The sequence below is a fragment of the Neolewinella lacunae genome, assembly GCF_014349155.1.
Taxonomy (GTDB): domain Bacteria; phylum Bacteroidota; class Bacteroidia; order Chitinophagales; family Saprospiraceae; genus Neolewinella; species Neolewinella lacunae.
Map to the genome: position 1 here is coordinate 1 of NZ_JACSIT010000150.1, position 16023 is coordinate 16023.

Here is a 16023-nt window from a genome sequence, read left to right on the forward strand (position 1 = left end):
CTCCGACTGTGCGGCGCGGATCGCGCGCTCGTCGCAAGGCTACGCCTTGCGATAGAGTAATAACTAACCCAGACACACTTAATTGAACTATCCCTCACGCATTCGCTCATTCGCTACGTGGCAGCCTGTCCCGTGCGGCAGCCATTCACTCATTCACTCATTCGCTACGCGGCAGCGGGTCCCGTGCGGCAGCCATTCACGCATTCACGCATTCGCTCATTCGCTACGCGGCAGCCTGTCCCGTGCGGCAGCCATTCACGCATTCACGCATTCACGCATTCGCTACGCGGCAGCCTGCCCCGTGCGGCAGCCATTCACGCATTCACGCATTCGCTCATTCGCTACGCGGCAGCCTGTCCCGTGCGGCAGCCATTCACGCATTCACGCATTCGCTACGCGGCAGCCTGTCCCGTGCGGCAGCCATTCACGCATTCACGCATTCGCTCATTCGCTACGCGGCAGCCTGTCCCGTGCGGCAGCCATTCACGCATTCACGCATTCGCTCATTCGCTACGCGGCAGCCTGTCCCGTGCGGCAGCCATTCACGCATTCACGCATTCACGCATTCGCTACGCGGCAGCCTGCCCCGTGCGGCAGCCATTCACGCATTCACTCATTCACTCATTCGCTACGCGGCAGCCATTCACGCATTCACGCATTCACGCATTCGCTACGCGGCAGCCATTCACGCATTCACGCATTCGCTCATTCGCTCCCCCGGACGTCAAAAAAATAAGCCACCAACCCCGCCACCACATTCAGCAGCCCCAGCAGGCTTTCCAGGGGCTGGTTGACCAGCAAATACCCCAAAGACCAGGCGCTGAAGGCCAGAAAAACCAGCTGCGGCAAGGGGTAAAGCGGCGAGGAGTAGCCCGCCGACCGCGCCGTCCGCGCCCGCAACACGAGCAGGCCCACCACCGCCAGAAAGGTGAACAATTGCAAGACGAAGCCACTGTACAAAAGCACCCGCTCGAAGCTGCTGGTGAACACCAAAAACAAACTGATGCCGCCCTGCAGCCAGGTCGCCCGCAGGGGAATGCCCGCTGCCGTGAGTTCCCCGAAGGTCCGCCAGAGCTGGTGGCTGTCGCCCATGGCCCGCACCACGCGCGGACCCACCCAGATCATCGCCGAGATGCCCGTCAGCAACAGCACCCCGATCAATACTGACACCCACTGCCCCGTCGCCGGCCCAAACATCGCCTCGGCCGCCACCTGGGCAACGTCAATCTGCCCCCGCAACGCCGCACTGCCCGCCTGCCGCAAAAAGCCGTACTGCAAAAGCAAGAACAAGCCACTCACCAGCAGCGTCCCCAACACCAGCGCCCGGGGCAGGTTGCGCCTGGGCTGGTCAATCTCTTCGACGATGTAGGCCGCCGCATTCCAACCCGAAAAGGCGTAGAAGACGCTGATCATGGCCACGCCCGCCCCCGGTGACCACAGCACATCGGCGCTCCGAATACTCCAGTCCACCTCCGCGTGCACCGGCGCGGGCAGGCAGGCCCCGGCCACCCCGAGGGCCAGCACGACGAGCAGTTTAAGGCCCGTCAAAACGTTTTGCAGGCGGCTCGACTGGCGGGTGCCCAGCGAGTGGGCCAAAGACAAGAGCACAATGCTGCCCGCCGCCGTTAACATGGGCGGCCAGCCCGTCCACGCCGCCAAATAATGCCCCACCGCCATCGCCGAAAGGGCCACCGCCGCCGCAAAACCCACTGTCAAACTCACCCAGCCACTCAAAAAACCGAGGAGCGGGTGGAAGATCTCCCCCAGAAAATGGGCCTCCCCCCCCGACCGCGGCAGCCGCGTCCCCAGCTCCGCGTAGCTCACCGCACCGCACCAGGCCACCAGCCCGCCCGCCGCCCACAGCAGCAGTAACGCCGGGCCGCTGGAAATCCATTCCAACTGCAAACCCAGCGTAGTGAAAGCTCCCGTACCAATCATGTTGGCCAGCACCAGCGCCGCCGCACTCCGCCAGCCGATTTTTGCGTTGTGGTGACTCATCGGACAATTAACCTTCCGGCTACGAAAAATCCTCTTTTCCGCCCGGCCGATAACGTTGTTTTAACTTTCTTGCTGGATCCTGATCCTGCCCGGTCACCCTCAGGTCCAGACGCTCTGCGTCGCAGCCGGGTTGCACTAAAGCCCCAACAATACCTGCCAAAACTCCATGCAACTCCATACTTAACTCCATGAGCATGAAATACTGCGAAGCAAAACTCCATGGGCATGGGCAAAAAAGGACCGCAGTTCCAAATAGTCGGGCTAAAGCCGCGACAATACCTTGGGGCCCTGCGGTCCAAATAGTCGGGCTAAAGCCGCGACAATACCTTGGGGACCTGCGGTCCAAATAGTCGGGCTAAAGCCGCGACAATACCTTGGCGAAAGATCACCGCAGCACCCGCCCGCCCCGGAGGCTGCGGACGTCCAGCGCAGGGTCGGCCCTGCGCAACTGGGCCGCCAGCACCAGGCTGCGCTGCCCCGTCTGGCAGTAGAGCAGGTAGCGGCCCCCAGCCTGCATTTTGTCCCGGCATTGCCCCAGCGGATCGCGGTGGCTCAGCCGGATAACGCCTGCGGGCAGAGCGGGCTCCTGGGCGGACGTCAGCAGCGAAAAAACGGCGTCGTAGGCCCCAAAATCAGCCTCCTCGGTCTCCAGGCTTTCGCGGGGGGTGGGCGCGTCTTGCCAGGGCGGGGAGAGGGGGGCGGAGTAGGTTTTGCGGATCTTGAGGCGGTGCTGCTGGTTGGTCAGCGCGTCGTAGGTCAGCAGCGCATCCACGGGCGGATCGCCGATACCGAGGAGGTAGCACAGGGCCGCGTTGGTTTGCAGCAGCGCGACGATGCCGACCGCCGTGGGCAGCACCCCCGTCGTTGCGCAGTCGGGCAGCGTCGGGTCAGGCGCAGCGAAGAGGTCGCGCAGGTGGATGGCCTCCGGTCCGCGGTTCGGGAAAAGGGCCACGTAGCCGGAAAAAACCTGCACGGCGGCGTAGACCAGGGGCGTGGCGAGCAGGGCGCAGGCGTCGCTGAGCAGGTGTTTGGTGGCCGCGTCGTCGGTGCAGTCCAGGACCAAATCGGCGTCAGACACCAGGGCTCGAACGTTCGCGGGGCCGAGGTAGACGTTTTGGGCGCTGACGCAGGTGCCAGGGTTGAGGGAACGGCAATGCTGGGCCAGTTGCTCGGCCTTGGTCCCGGGCGCAGCAGTGTGAAAAAAGACCTGGCGGTGGAGGTTGCTGACGTGCGGAAGGTCGCCATCCACCAAAGTCAGGTGGCCAATGCCCGCCCCGGCCAGGTAGGCTGCGACGGGTCCGCCCAGGCCTCCGCAGCCCACGATGAGTACCCTGGCCGCCCGCAGTCTGGCCTGCCCCGCCGCCCCGAAGCCCGGCAGGATGGTCTGCCGGCTGTAGCGTTGCTCGTCTTCAGTGTTCATCCGGCAGTCTTTTGGTAATCGCTTTTGCCACCGGATTTGCTGACCAGTTGCAGGCCCTCGATCCGGATGGCGTGGCTCAGGCTTTTGCACATGTCGTAAACGGTCAATGCCGCCACCGCAGCGCCGTGGAGGGCTTCCATCTCTACGCCGGTCGGACCTTCCGTGCGCACCCGGCAGGTGACTTTCACTGCGCCTGCGTCCGCGCCCACAATCGTCAGATCGCAGCCGTAAATGGGGATGGCGTGGCAGAGGGGGATGACCGACCAGGTCTGCTTCACGGCCATGGTGCCCGCCAGGATGGCCGTCTGGAGAATGGCCCCTTTTTTGCCGACGAAGTCATTGGCCGTCAGCTCGGCCATGATTTTTTCGCCCAGTACGACGTAAGCTTCGGCCTCGGCGATGCGGGTGGTCGGGGCTTTGTCGCCGACGTCCACCATCGCGGGTTTGCCGTCTTGGTTCAGGTGGGAAAATGCCATGGTGGAAGAAGCGTTTTGGTGGATGAAAACTGAGGGAAAGCTAGCCGCCGATGCTGGTCATGCTGGCAAAAGCCCCCCCCGCAACCTGTTCGATGCGTTCGGTGTCGTGGCCCGTGGCGTGTTTCCCCCTGACGAAATCGACGATCAAAGCCGCCAGGTCTTCGCCCCCGGCACCAGCGCGGAGGAGGGGTCGCAGTTCGAGCCCCTGCGTGGAATAGAGGCAGTTGAGGAGGGTGCCCTTGGGCGTCAGGCGCAAGCGGTTGCAGGAGCCACAGAGGCTGCGGCTGTAGGCGGGGATGATGCCGACGCCGCCACGGAAACCGGGCACGCGGTAGTGGAGGGCGCTGGCGTTGGCCTCGCCCGGCGCCGGGGCCAGGGTAGGGTAGCGCTCGCGGAGGCGGGCCAGGATGTCGGTGGCGGAAAGGAAAAGGTGGTGGTTGCCGTCGCCGTCGTTGAAGGGCATCGCCTCAATGAAGCGCACGTCGAGGGCGCGGTGCTCGGTGAGGGCAACGAAGTCGGCCAACTCATCGTCGTTGCTGCCCTGCATGACTACGACGTTGATTTTGGTGTTGACGCCCCGGGCCAGGAGGGCTTCGAGGGCGGCCCAGGTGGCGGCAAATTCGTCGCGGCGGGTGATGCGGGCAAATTTAGCGGCCTGGAGCGTATCGAGGCTGAGGTTGTAGTTCGTCAGCCCGTCGGCAATGAGTTGATCCAGCTGGCCGGGCAGCAGAATGCCGTTGGTGGTGATGGCCAGTTTCCTGAAGCGTTGCCCGAGGCCCTGGACGAGCAGGCCGATGTCGCGGCGGGCCAGCGGTTCGCCACCCGTCAGGCGCACTTTCTCAATGCCGAGGCCGGCCAGCACGTCGGCCAGCGTCAGGATCTCTTCGTAACTGAGGAGTTCGTCCCTGGGCGCAAAATCAATGCCTTCGGCGGGCATGCAGTAGCGGCAGCGGAGGTTGCAGCGGTCCGTTACCGCCAGGCGGAGGTAAGTCGTTTGGCGGCCGTGGGTATCGAAGAGCGCGTTGATGGTGGCGGAGTTGGGGATTGTGTTCTTGAGAAGGCCTGGGGGCTGGGATTGGTTCAAAGGTCAGGTGAGGTCAAGACGTTTTACGTCGCAGCAAGCACCCTCATGCCACCCCTCGACGTGAAACGTCTCGACCTCGCGCGAGCCCAATCAAATATCACCTATCAAATATCGTCTATCCCAGACCACGCCAACCACAGGTGTAAATCGCGGGCTGGGTAGGTAATCCTTCGGCGTACAACGCCTCAACCAGTTCTTACCGCCTCCTTCAGCAAAGCCACCGCCCGCGTCAGTTCGTCTTCAGTGCTGGAAGCGAAGCCCAGGCGGGTGGCGTTGAGGGGGGAGGCGTACTGGGCACCCCCGGCCAGGCCGAGCCCCAGCGTGCGGGCCCGTTGCCGCAGGGTGGGCAGGTGGATGCGCCCGTCAAACTCCGCCCAAATGGCCATGCCGCCGTCGGGGACACGGAAACGGACGGTCTCCGGCAGTTCCTCGCTGAGCAGGTTGGCCAGGTGGTCGCGGCGCTTTTGGTAGACCAGCCGGGCCCGGCGCAGGGAGCGGGGCAGGATATCGGTGCGGAGGAGTTCGAGGATCGACATTTCCAGGAGGGGATCGCCCATACGGTCGACGACCCTGCGGATGCGGCTCATTTGGGCCACCAGGGCCGCGTCGCCCACGAAGTAACCCAGTCGGAAGGCAGGAGAAATGGCTTTGGTAAAAGAGCCGGCGTAGCCCACCCGTCCGCCGTGATCGGTGCTGGCCAGGGGCAGAATGGGGATGCCGCCGTAGTGAAAGTCGTAGTCGTAATCGTCTTCAAAAACGAAGACCCCGTGGCGGCGGGCCAGTTCCAGCAGCTGGATGCGGCGGCCGGCGGGCATGACGACGGTGGTAGGGTATTGGTGGTGGGGCGTGAGGTAGATGAGTTTAACGCCAGGATGGGCGGCCAGGAGTTCCCCGACGTGCTCCACATCGAGGCCGCGTTCATCAACCCGGGCGCGGAGGATGTCTGCGCCGTGGTAGCGGAAGGAACGGTCGCCGTTGGGCCAGTTCAGCTCGGGTAGGATAACCCGGTCCCCCGGCTGCAACAGGGCTTCCAGACAGAGAAACAAGGCCTGGGTGACGCCGCGGGTGATGAGGATTTCGGCCGCGCCCACGCGGAGGCCGCGACTGCTGGCCAGGTAGTCGGCCAAGGCTTCGCGGAGGGCGAGGGAACCCTGCGGGTCGGCGTAGTTGAGGCGAAGGTAGCGGTTGCCCCGGCGCAGGGCCGTACGCTGGGCCCGTTCCAGCTCCAGCAGCGGAATGAGGCGGGGGTCGGGCAAGCCATCGTCGAGGTGGTAGGGTAGGGAGTAGTCTTCGTCGCTTGCCATCAGATGGTGGCTTGCCGGAAAGTGAAAGGAGAGGGCAGGGGCAGGCGAGGCAGATTCCGCCAGGGGCTGGGGCTGCGCGGCGGGGAGGCCCTCGGCTACGAAAGTCCCGCGGCCCGTCCGGGTGGCTACCCAGTCTTGCAGTTGTAATTCTTCGTAGGCCCGTACCACGCTCTTGCGGTGAATGCCCAGCGAACTTGCCAGCCAGCGCGTGCTCGGCAGGCGGGCACCCGCCAGTAAGTAGCCTTGCTGGATCTGCCCGATCAGCTGATCGGCCAACTGCCGGTAGTGGGCCACGGGGCTTTCCCGGTCAATGCGGAAGGTGAGTAACATAAGTGGACTACTCTTTTTGCTAAGAATGGGGCAGTAAAGGTAGTCCGCCGCACCTTAATCTTGTGCTGTCGGTAGGGAGCCCCACGCGGGAGCCACCGCCACTTCTTCCCATTTTTCACCCACTTCTTTTTTCATGTCCCGTACCACGCCTTCCCGTTATCCCAAGCGCGCCCACCACGATGCGGCTACGATCTACCCCATCCTGGACGAGGCCCTGTTTTGTACCATGAGCTTTGTTTCCGAAGGCCGGGTGCGCAGCATTCCGCAGTCGCTGTTGCGGCTGGACCATGCCCTGTACTTCCACGCCTCGGTGGGGAGTCACTTTTTTCGCAGTCTGGCGGGGCTGGAGGAGGTTTGCATCACCGTGACGCTGGCCGACGCCATTGTGGTGGCCAAAACCGCCTTCAATCATTCCATCAATTACCGTTCCGTCGTCCTGTGGGGCCAACCCGAGGTGGTAGACGACCCCGCCGAAAAATACGCGGCCTTCCGGGCCTTGACCGAGAAAATGGTGCCGGGCAGCTGGGATTATCTTCTGCCCATGACCGAAAAAGAAATGGCCAAAACCATGGCCCTGAAAGTACCCATCGCGGAAGCTTCGGCGAAGATCCGACAGGGCCCGCCCTCCGATTCCGAGAATGATGCGCCGTTGTGGACGGGGCTGATCCCCATCCAGCCGCAGCGAGGAAGGCCGCAGCCTGGGCCGGAGGCGGGGGGGATTGCCCTTCCCAGGCACCTGGAGTGAGGTCGTAACGAGATTGCGACGCCTGCTGGGCGGGATTCTTTCATGGGCTGTCCCCCTTTCTGGCCGGAGGGGTTCAAAATAGCGGAGCCGTTGAAAGCGGACCAACTCCTAACTTCGCCTGCCTACGGTTCAACTATATAAGGATGATTAAACCCTGATCCGGCAACTGCGCTCCTCATTCCGCGCACCTGGCCGCAAGCAGCAGTTCCCCGCCCATGAACGTCCTCATCGCTCCCGATAAATTCAAAGGTTCTCTCTCTGCCCAGGAGGTGTGCACGGCCCTTGCCAGCGGCCTCGCCCGGCGCTACCCAGCGGCCAGCCTGCGTTGCCACCCGCTGGCCGACGGCGGCGACGGCACCCTGGCCATCCTCCGTAAGCACCTCGACCTTCAGCCCCGCCCCGTTCCCTCCGCAGATCCCCTCGGCCGCCCAATCACCGCCACTTATCTGCTGGGTCCTGATAACGCCTTCATCGAAGTGGCCAGCGCCAGTGGACTCGTCCTCCTCAACCCCACGGAGCGGAACCCCTTGAACACCAATACCCACGGTACTGGCCTGCTGCTGGCGGACGCCCTCACGCGCGGCGTCCAAAACATCTTCCTCCTGCTCGGCGGCAGCGCTACCCACGACGTCGGTACAGGCATCGCCACCGCCCTCGGCTTCCGCTTCACGGATGAGCGAGAACAGGCCGTGCTGCCCTCCGGGGGAAACCTGCAAAAAATCCGCCAAATCCATCCGCCCGCAGAGCAGCCTTGGGCGGAGAAAAACATCGTCTTGCTCTGCGACGTCACCAACCCCTTGCTGGGCCCACATGGAGCGGCCCACACCTACGCCGCGCAGAAAGGGGCGGGGCCAAAGGCGATCGAAAGCCTGGAGGCGGGTACCCGGTCCTTCAGCGAACTGCTGGCCGAGCACTACGGGGCGGACATCGCCGCATTGCCGGGGGGCGGAGCGGCTGGTGGCATCGGGGCCGGGCTTTCGGCCCTTCTCGGCGCCCGACTTCGCAGCGGCTTCCAAACCATCAGCGCCCTTACCCACCTGGAGGCAGCCATCGCCTGGGCCGACCACGTCGTCACCGGCGAAGGCCAATTGGATGGACAGTCTTTGCAGGGGAAGGTCGTCGGTGGCGTCCTGGACATTTGTGTGCAGCAGCAAAAGCCTTGTTCCATCGTCGTAGGGCGGAATGCTACCGAAGGCAGCGTCCAGTTCCCCTCCGTGGTGCAGCAAGTGCAAGAAATTATGTCTCTCACCAACCAAACTGAGGACGCTATGCGCGGAGCTGCGCGCTACCTCGGGGAGTTGGGGGCGCGGATGGTGCTTTGAATGGGAGGTACTCTTATTTGATTAGGTCGGGGACTTCGGTCTTAGGGTCTGACTGAAGCCGCAGACAAAACCCTCAAAAAACTCCAAGTGACTCCATGTTAAACTCCGTGTAACTCCATGAGCAAAAAGGACCTTCGGTCCAAAGAGTCGGGCTAAAGCCGCGACAATACCGGGGGCGGGCTCAGGGGCGGTTTTGCCAGAGCAGGCTGCTATCGCCGTAGCTCAGGAAGCGGAAGCCGTGCTCCAGGGCGTAGGCGTAGATCCGCCGCCAGTCATCGCCCACGAGGGCGGCCACGAGCAGCAGGAGGGTGGAATGGGGTTGGTGGAAGTTGGTAATCAGCCCGTCGGCCACCCTTACGCCGGAGGCCGGGGACAGCAAGATCTCCGTGTAGCCACTGAGGAGGGGCCGGTTTGCCCGGCGGAGGGCTTCAGCCAGGCGTTGTAAGGCGGCGGTGGCGGGGACTTCGGCCAGGGCGGGATCCTCGGCGGCCCACTGTCCAATGGCCACGGTAGCATCCAGGGCGTAGGCATCGGCCAGGAGGAGTTGCGCACCCAGGCAGTAAAGGCTTTCCAGGCAGCGCAGGGAAGTGGTGCCCACGCTGACGACGGGCAGGCCGCTGCCGAGTTGCTCCGCCAGGCGGTCGACGAAGCTGGCCGTCACCCCGAAGTATTCCCGGTGCATCTCGTGGCCACCGAGGGTGGGGGAGGCTACCGGCTTGAAGGTGCCCGCCCCCACGTGGAGCGTCAACTCCTGCCACTCCACGCCGCCCGCCGCCAGGGACTCCAGCACGGCCGGGGTGAAGTGCAGGCCTGCCGTAGGTGCCGCCACCGAGCCTTCCACCCGGGCGAAAACGGTCTGGTAGCGCTCCTCGTCTTCCGCCTCCGATTCCCGGCCGAGGTAGGGAGGCAGGGGCAATGAACCCGCCGCCGCGAGCACTTCCCCGAAGGTCAACTCCGCATCCGCCGTCTCCCAGTGAAAGGCTACGGCGAAGGTATTGTCCAGGCGTTCCAGGCGTTCGGCGACCAGCGTGACCGGGCTGCCGTTCACGACCAGGCCGAGGCGCAGGCTGCCGTGTTTCCACCGACGATTTCCGCCAATCAGGCACTTCCACTGCACCTGCGTCCGCGCCCCCAAAGCCATGGCGTGATCTACCGGCACGAGGGGGTCGAGGCAGAAAATTTCAATTGGCCTTTTTCCTTCCTCCAGCGGAAAAAATAAGCGGGCGTGGATGACCCGCGTGCGGTTGCCGATGAGCAAAGTACCCGCCAGAAGCTGGCTGGGCAGGTCGCGAAAAACGCCCTCGCTGATCGATCCAGCCCGGTAGTAGAGCTGCCGCGCCGCGTCGCGCTCGGGTACCGGGTGGCGGGCAATGCGCGTGTCGGGCAGGTCGTAATCGTAGTCGGCAATGGCAATGTCCCGCGCGGTTTTCATAGTCGAAGTTGATAGTTCATAGTCGATAGTTCATAGTTCATAGTTCAGTAGTTCATATTGTAATTCCTGTAATTTGACTTATGGAACTACTACACCGCAAAACTACTACACTACTGAACTACTGAACTACTAGACTACTGAACTACCAGACTACCGAAGCATTCGTCGAGATCTTCGGCTCATTCGTCGCCATTTGCCTATGAAACTGCGGCGTTCATCGAAAAGGTGTTAACAAGTGGTCCTCTCGGGGCGTTATTCGCACTCAAATTGCCAGACTAGTCAGTATGTCCAACTTCTTTAAGATACTCTTCGGTTCCTGCCTGGGGACGCTGCTCGCCCTCGGGGTCCTTTTTTTCGTCGGAATTTCCGCCATCGCGGGTCTGGCCAGTGCCGGAGAGCAGAAACCCACGGTGGAGGCCAATTCGATTCTCACCTTCGATCTGGCCAGTTTACCTGAGCTGAGTGGCAACCAACCGCTGGATGTGAGTTTCGGGGAAGGACTTAAACTCACCGAAGATGAGGTATTGGGCGTCCACGACGTCGTCCGCGCCATTGACAAAGCTCGCGAGGACGACAACATCAAGGGCATTTACCTCAACAGCATGTATCAACCCGGCGGCTTTACCAAGTTGCGCTTGTTGCGGGAGTCCCTCGCGGCTTTCCGGGCGGCGGGCAAGTTTGTCGTCAGCTTCGCCCCATCCTACGACCAATCGGCCTACTACCTGGCGAGCGCGGGCGATGAGGTCTACGTGGGGCCCCTCGGGGTGGTTGATTTCCGCGGCATCGGTGCCGAGATTCCCTTCTACAAAGAATTGCTCGATAAAGTGGGCGTGCGGATGGAGGTCTTTTACGCCGGCAATTTCAAAAGCGCAACGGAACCTTACCGCCTGACGGCCATCAGCGATTCCAACCGCCTCCAGACGCGGGAATACCTCAATGGCCTGTGGAATTATATGCTGACCGACATTGCGGCCTCCCGCGAACTGGACCCCGCTGCTCTGCGGGCCTACGCCAACGACATGACGGGTTGGAAAGGAGAAGCAGCTACCATCGCTGGCCTGATTGATGGGGTCCGCCGCCGCGGAGAAATCGACGCCCGCCTGCGCGAGCTCGTCGGGTTTACGGAAGACCAGGACCTCAACACCATTGACGTGGACAAATACTACGCCGCCCGCCTCAAGAAACTCAAAGGAGGCGGCAACAGCGAAGTAGCCGTGCTCTTCGCCGAAGGTACCGTGGTAGACGGCAAGGGTGAACTCGGGCAGATTGGCGACAAAAAGTACGCCAAAGAGCTGGCCGACCTGGCTGAGGACGACGACGTAAAAGCGGTGGTCTTGCGCATCAACAGCGGTGGGGGCAGCGCCAGCAGTTCCGAGAACATCTGGTACGCGGCCGAACAGCTCAAGGCGGCGGGCAAGCCTTTCGTCGTCAGCATGGGCAGCGTTGCCGCCAGCGGGGGCTACTACATTGCCGCCGGGGCCGACTCGATCTTTGCCGAGCCTTCCACGATTACCGGTTCCATTGGCGTGTTTATGATGTTCCCCATCGCCCAGGAGCTGATGAACGATAAGCTGGGCATCCGCTTCGATACCGTCAATACGGCCCGCAATTCCAATGCCTTCAGCCCTTTCCGCAGCATGGGCAACGAAGAAAAAGCCCTGCTCAAGGAACGCACCGAAATGGTTTACCAGACCTTCCTCGACCGGGTGGCGGAAGGTCGTGACCTGCCCGTTGACCGCGTCCGGGCCATCGCCGGCGGCCGCGTTTATACCGGTGCGCGGGCCCTCGAAATTGGCCTGGTGGACCGCCTGGCGGGGCTCGACGAGGCCATCCGCAGTGCCGCCCGCCTGGCGGACCTGCCTGCCGAAGACTACAAGGTGGGCCACTATCCCCGCATCAAGCCCGCCTTCGAACAACTCATCGAAGACCTGCTCGGGGAAGATGCCCTGGGCGGCGGCATGACCGAAGCGATGCTGCGCGAGCAACTCGGCCCCCAGCACTACCAGCATTTCCTCATGCTCCGCGACGTGACCCAGGCCCAGGGACCCCAGGCCCGCCTGCCTGCCATCATTAATTTCTGATGCGACGGTGGTGGGGATTTCCATCGTCGAAATCCCCACCACCGTTTTAACTTTGCCGCCTGATAACCCCCCGTGCGCGATGATCCAAAGGATTCAATCCATCTTCCTCTTTCTGGCATCCGGTGCCTGCTTCGGTCTTTTTGGGGCCGACGCTGCGGATACGGCAGCGCCCGTTGCCAATAGCGAATTGTTTGCCGACGGCTCTTTTACGCTGCTGGATGACCCCGTGCTGATGGTCTTATTCGCCCTCGCGGGAGTTGTGTTGTTCGCGGGCATTTTCCTGTTTCGCCAGCGGCCGCTGCAAATGAAAATCAGCCTGGCCGCCGCCGCCCTCATCGTACTGGGCGCGGGCTACGGGGCTTTCCTGTGGTCAAGCGACAGTGCGGCCGCCAGTGCCTCGCCCGATCTGGGCATCGCCCTGCCCGTCGTGGCCCTCATCTTCAGCCTCCTGGCGCGCAACTACATCCGCAAAGACGAGAAACTGGTGCGCAGTGCCGACCGTCTGCGCTAGCGGGCCGTTTCGTTCCAGGCTCTTTTTTTGCTGCTTAGCCCGCCTTTTTTTGCCGTACTGCCCCCGCTTCCGCCCGGTCTTGCGGAAGTGTAGCGCCTTGCCTTACCTTAAGCGCCGAATTCATCACCCGTGGCAACACCCAGCTGACCACACAACACAATTAAGATGTTAAAGGAGTTTAAGGATTTTATCATGAAGGGCAACGTGCTCGAACTCGCCGTGGCGGTCATCATCGCCGGTGCCTTCGGAGCCATCGTTACTTCATTTACCAACGACGTACTCATGCCCCCCATCGGGCAGGCGCTGGGCGGCGTGGATTTCACCGACCTGAAAATTGCCCTGGCCGCCGATGAAGTGGCCGCCGATGGTACCGTCACCGAAGGAGCCGCCATCCGGTACGGCATGTTCATCCAAAAAGTGGTCGATTTCCTCATCATCGCCTTCATTCTCTTCATGATCGTGCGGACCTATAACAAGGCCACGGCCAAGCAGGAAGTTGAGGCAGCCCCCGCCCCCGATCCCGGACCGAGCGAAAAGGACATTCTGCTCCAGATCCGCGATTTGCTGAAGAAATAGGATTGCGCAGAAAAGACCAGAAAGGCCCGGGGATGGCGGCTTTGGCCGTTGGCCTCCGGGCCTTTCTTTGCTTTTAAACGACTTGCCTGGCATCCTGCGGCAGCGCCCAAAAAAATAAAGCGGGCGCGGACGCAGGTGCAGGGAACGGATATTTCCCGCCGCTGCACCAACCAACTGGCGGCATTGGACGTTGTTCCCCGCACATGGGAAAACAACGCGCCGGCGCAGCAGAGAATGCCGACAAAACCTGGAGAGACCAACTTTCCGCCCTTCGGAACATCCCCCCTTTTTTACGGCTGATCTGGCGGGCCAGTCCGCGCCTGACCGTGGCCAACATCGCCCTGCGCCTGCTGGAAGCTTCGCTGCCTGCGGCCATCCTCTACGTCGGCAAACTGATTGTGGACGAAGTGCTGTTGCTGCTGGACGGCGCGGGGGATACGACGGTATTGTGGCAACTCGTGGCGCTGGAATTCGGGCTGGCCCTGGTTTCCGACCTCCTTTCCCGCGGCATTTCCCTGGTGGACGGACTGCTATCTGACCTGATCTCCAACAGCACCAGTGTGGAGTTGATGCGCCACGCCGCCACGCTCGATTTGTACCAGTTTGAGAACCCGGAATTTTACGACAAGCTCGAGAGGGCGCGGCAGCAAACGACGGGTCGCTCGCTGTTGATGTCCCAGATTCTGGCGCAGTTTCAGAGCATCGTGACCTTGCTGGTGCTGGGGGGAAGTGTAATTGCTTTCAACCCCTGGCTTATTCTTTTGCTCGTCTTTGCGGTCATTCCCGGCTTCATCCAGGAGAACTACTTCAACCAGCAGAAATACAGCCTGACCAGGAGCTGGACCCCGGAGCGGCGGGAATTGGACTACCTGCGCTACCTCGGGGCCAGCGATACGACGGCCAAGGAGGTGAAAATTTTTGGCCTGGCGGATTTCATCACCGACCGTTTTGCGGCCCTTTCGATGAAATACTTTTACCTCAACCGCGACCTGAGCATCCGCCGGGCGGGGTGGGGGGCCTTGTTCAGCGGCATTGGCTCGGTGAGTTACTACGGGGCCTACGTGTTGATTTTGCTGCAAACTATAGATGGGCTCATTACGGTGGGTACGCTCACCTTCCTGGCCGGGGCGTTCCGGCGGATGCAGCAGAGCTTGCAGACCATTCTTTTGCGGGCGGCGACGATTGGGGAGAATGCGCTGTACTTACAAGACTTGTTTGACTTTTTTGAGATTACACCGTCGATCGTCGATGGTCCCAATGCCTTGCCCTTCCCCTCGCCCGTGCGCGAAGGCTGGGTTTTTGAGGGCGTCAGTTTCCAGTACCCAGGGGCAGAGACCTTTGCGATTGAAGACTTGTCGTTCACCCTGCCGGCGGGTACCAAGCTGGCCCTGGTGGGTGAAAACGGGGCGGGCAAGACCACGCTGGTGAAGTTGCTCGCCCGGCTTTACGAACCGAGTGCGGGGCGGATTTTGCTGGATGGGCACGACTTGCGGGAATACCGTTTGGCGGATTTGCGGGACAACGTTGGGGTTATTTTTCAGGACTTTTTCCGCTACCAGCTTTCCGCCCGGGAGAACATCGCGGTGGGGCGGATCAATGATTTGGGTGTGGCGGAGCGGATTGAGGATAGCGCCCGGAAGTCCTTGGCCGCCGAAGTGATTGCGGGCTTGCCGGGGGGCTACGACCAGCTGCTGGGGCGGCGCTTTGCCGGGGCGCTGGATCTGAGCGGGGGGCAGTGGCAGAAGGTGGCCCTGGCCCGGGCCTACATGCGCGATGCCCAGTTGCTGATTCTTGATGAGCCCACCGCCGCCCTGGATGCCCGGGCGGAGTACGAAGTCTTCCAGCGTTTTACGGAGTTGATTGCCGGGAAGTCGGCCGTCATCATCAGCCACCGCTTTTCTACCGTCCGGATGGCAGACCTGATCCTGTTCCTGGAGTACGGCCGGCGTTTGGAGATGGGCTCCCACGAAGCCTTGATGGCCCTCGATGGCCGCTACGCTGAACTGTTTAAACTGCAGGCCAAAGGCTACCAGTAAGCTGTTTTCTGGCCCTTTCTGCCGGAGAGCGGTGTGTCCCCGCGAAAAAAAGTGCGTCTTATCCACCCCGGCCAAAACCAAAGCAGTGGATTTGCTCGTAGCTGAGCCGGTTCACCGCAGGGGCAATGTTTGGCGAATTGAAGTTGATCCATTACCTTTGCTTCAGGTTGAATTGGATATCGTATTGAATTCTGTTAGAGTGTTTGTTTTACAAAAGCCTTGAAGAAAGCTCCGGCCGACTGAAGGGCGAACCACACTGAAAGTATAAGCGCCTGTTTTGCAGGTATTTATGCAGGTTTTTTATCGTCAGAGAGACGTTTTATATAACACAATGAACAACATTACCGGTCTTACCAAATCCTCGGGTTTTCCCGGGTTCATCGCCATTAATATATTGGCATTTCTGCAGCGGGCCCTGGGTCCGCTATCCCTGTTTGTGGTTGTTTCTGGCTACGAACCGGCGCAGAAAGAGAAGAAAAATCTGCTTTGGTCTAAGATTTTTTCGGTTCCCCCTCCCGGTGCTGCGGCGGTTTGTTGGTTAGAACGCTTTCTGCCGCAGGATGCCCTGCTGGATCATCAACACTGGCCTGATAATGGTCCGCTGCACTGAGCGGACCGCAAACGGATATCTCCGGAGCCTGGCTCTGGACTTAGTTTTTGACTTTACCACTTGAACAACACAACATAACCCAATAGCCGCCCCCCCTT

The 16023-nt window shown here is 61.6% G+C and carries 13 protein-coding genes; 7 read left to right on the forward strand and 6 right to left on the reverse strand.

Features of this window, described 5'->3' with window-relative positions; all coding sequences use genetic code 11:
• Nucleotides 1–705: 705 nt before the first annotated feature.
• The 5 genes from H9S92_RS18545 to H9S92_RS18565 form a co-directional block, all read right to left on the reverse strand.
• Nucleotides 706–1998, reverse strand: coding sequence for an APC family permease (locus H9S92_RS18545; protein ID WP_187468195.1), 1293 nt, complete (start codon nt 1996–1998; stop codon nt 706–708).
• 385 nt (nt 1999–2383) lie between these two features.
• On the reverse strand, nt 2384–3418 hold the full coding sequence (locus H9S92_RS18550) for a HesA/MoeB/ThiF family protein (protein WP_187468196.1): 1035 nt from the start codon (nt 3416–3418) through the stop codon (nt 2384–2386).
• Nucleotides 3415–3894, reverse strand: coding sequence for a cyclic pyranopterin monophosphate synthase MoaC (moaC, locus tag H9S92_RS18555; RefSeq protein WP_187468197.1), 480 nt, complete (start codon nt 3892–3894; stop codon nt 3415–3417). Before moaC ends, H9S92_RS18550 begins: the two co-directional genes overlap by 4 nt.
• Nucleotides 3895–3934: 40 nt before the next feature.
• Entirely contained in the window at nt 3935–4978 is a 1044-nt protein-coding gene (gene moaA, locus H9S92_RS18560; RefSeq protein WP_187468198.1) for a GTP 3',8-cyclase MoaA, read from the reverse strand.
• Between the two features lie 185 nt (nt 4979–5163).
• Nucleotides 5164–6612: an aminotransferase-like domain-containing protein gene (locus H9S92_RS18565; protein WP_187468199.1), complete on the reverse strand. Its 1449-nt coding sequence runs from the start codon at nt 6610–6612 to the stop codon at nt 5164–5166.
• A 133-nt stretch (nt 6613–6745) separates the two neighbouring features.
• Here H9S92_RS18565 and H9S92_RS18570 point away from each other — a divergent pair, with 133 nt between their 5' ends.
• Complete coding sequence (locus H9S92_RS18570; protein ID WP_187468200.1) at nt 6746–7357, forward strand: pyridoxamine 5'-phosphate oxidase family protein; 612 nt, start codon at nt 6746–6748, stop codon at nt 7355–7357.
• Nucleotides 7358–7572: 215 nt separating this feature from the next.
• Complete coding sequence (locus H9S92_RS18575) at nt 7573–8679, forward strand: glycerate kinase (RefSeq protein ID WP_187468201.1); 1107 nt, start codon at nt 7573–7575, stop codon at nt 8677–8679.
• Between the two features lie 181 nt (nt 8680–8860).
• Here the strand turns inward: H9S92_RS18575 and H9S92_RS18580 are convergent, their stop codons facing one another.
• Nucleotides 8861–10111, reverse strand: a complete 1251-nt coding sequence (locus H9S92_RS18580; RefSeq protein ID WP_187468202.1) for an S-adenosylmethionine:tRNA ribosyltransferase-isomerase — start codon at nt 10109–10111, stop codon at nt 8861–8863.
• Nucleotides 10112–10395: 284 nt separating this feature from the next.
• On the opposite strand from H9S92_RS18580, the gene sppA reads away from it, so the two are divergent.
• The 5 genes from sppA to H9S92_RS18605 all read left to right on the forward strand — a co-directional run bounded on the left by sppA (nt 10396) and on the right by H9S92_RS18605 (nt 15925).
• Nucleotides 10396–12192 (forward strand): signal peptide peptidase SppA, encoded by a 1797-nt coding sequence (gene sppA, locus H9S92_RS18585; RefSeq protein ID WP_187468203.1) that lies wholly within the window; start codon nt 10396–10398, stop codon nt 12190–12192.
• Between the two features lie 79 nt (nt 12193–12271).
• Nucleotides 12272–12703, forward strand: coding sequence for a DUF4293 domain-containing protein (locus H9S92_RS18590; protein WP_187468204.1), 432 nt, complete (start codon nt 12272–12274; stop codon nt 12701–12703).
• Nucleotides 12704–12868: 165 nt separating this feature from the next.
• Entirely contained in the window at nt 12869–13279 is a 411-nt protein-coding gene (gene mscL, locus H9S92_RS18595; protein WP_187468205.1) for a large-conductance mechanosensitive channel protein MscL, read from the forward strand.
• A 203-nt stretch (nt 13280–13482) separates the two neighbouring features.
• Entirely contained in the window at nt 13483–15315 is a 1833-nt protein-coding gene (locus H9S92_RS18600) for an ABC transporter ATP-binding protein (RefSeq protein WP_187468206.1), read from the forward strand.
• Between the two features lie 331 nt (nt 15316–15646).
• Complete coding sequence (locus H9S92_RS18605; RefSeq protein WP_187468207.1) at nt 15647–15925, forward strand: hypothetical protein; 279 nt, start codon at nt 15647–15649, stop codon at nt 15923–15925.
• Nucleotides 15926–16023: the final 98 nt, after the last annotated feature.

Coding starts and splice junctions, on each gene's coding strand:
- H9S92_RS18545 (WP_187468195.1), bottom strand. CDS start 1,998: ATGAGTCACCACAACGCAAAAATCGGCTGGCGGAGTGCGGCGGCGCTG.
- H9S92_RS18550 (WP_187468196.1), bottom strand. CDS start 3,418: ATGAACACTGAAGACGAGCAACGCTACAGCCGGCAGACCATCCTGCCG.
- moaC (WP_187468197.1), bottom strand. CDS start 3,894: ATGGCATTTTCCCACCTGAACCAAGACGGCAAACCCGCGATGGTGGAC.
- H9S92_RS18565 (WP_187468199.1), bottom strand. CDS start 6,612: ATGTTACTCACCTTCCGCATTGACCGGGAAAGCCCCGTGGCCCACTAC.
- H9S92_RS18570 (WP_187468200.1), top strand. CDS start 6,746: ATGTCCCGTACCACGCCTTCCCGTTATCCCAAGCGCGCCCACCACGAT.
- H9S92_RS18575 (WP_187468201.1), top strand. CDS start 7,573: ATGAACGTCCTCATCGCTCCCGATAAATTCAAAGGTTCTCTCTCTGCC.
- H9S92_RS18580 (WP_187468202.1), bottom strand. CDS start 10,111: ATGAAAACCGCGCGGGACATTGCCATTGCCGACTACGATTACGACCTG.
- sppA (WP_187468203.1), top strand. CDS start 10,396: ATGTCCAACTTCTTTAAGATACTCTTCGGTTCCTGCCTGGGGACGCTG.
- H9S92_RS18590 (WP_187468204.1), top strand. CDS start 12,272: ATGATCCAAAGGATTCAATCCATCTTCCTCTTTCTGGCATCCGGTGCC.
- mscL (WP_187468205.1), top strand. CDS start 12,869: ATGTTAAAGGAGTTTAAGGATTTTATCATGAAGGGCAACGTGCTCGAA.
- H9S92_RS18600 (WP_187468206.1), top strand. CDS start 13,483: ATGGGAAAACAACGCGCCGGCGCAGCAGAGAATGCCGACAAAACCTGG.
- H9S92_RS18605 (WP_187468207.1), top strand. CDS start 15,647: ATGAACAACATTACCGGTCTTACCAAATCCTCGGGTTTTCCCGGGTTC.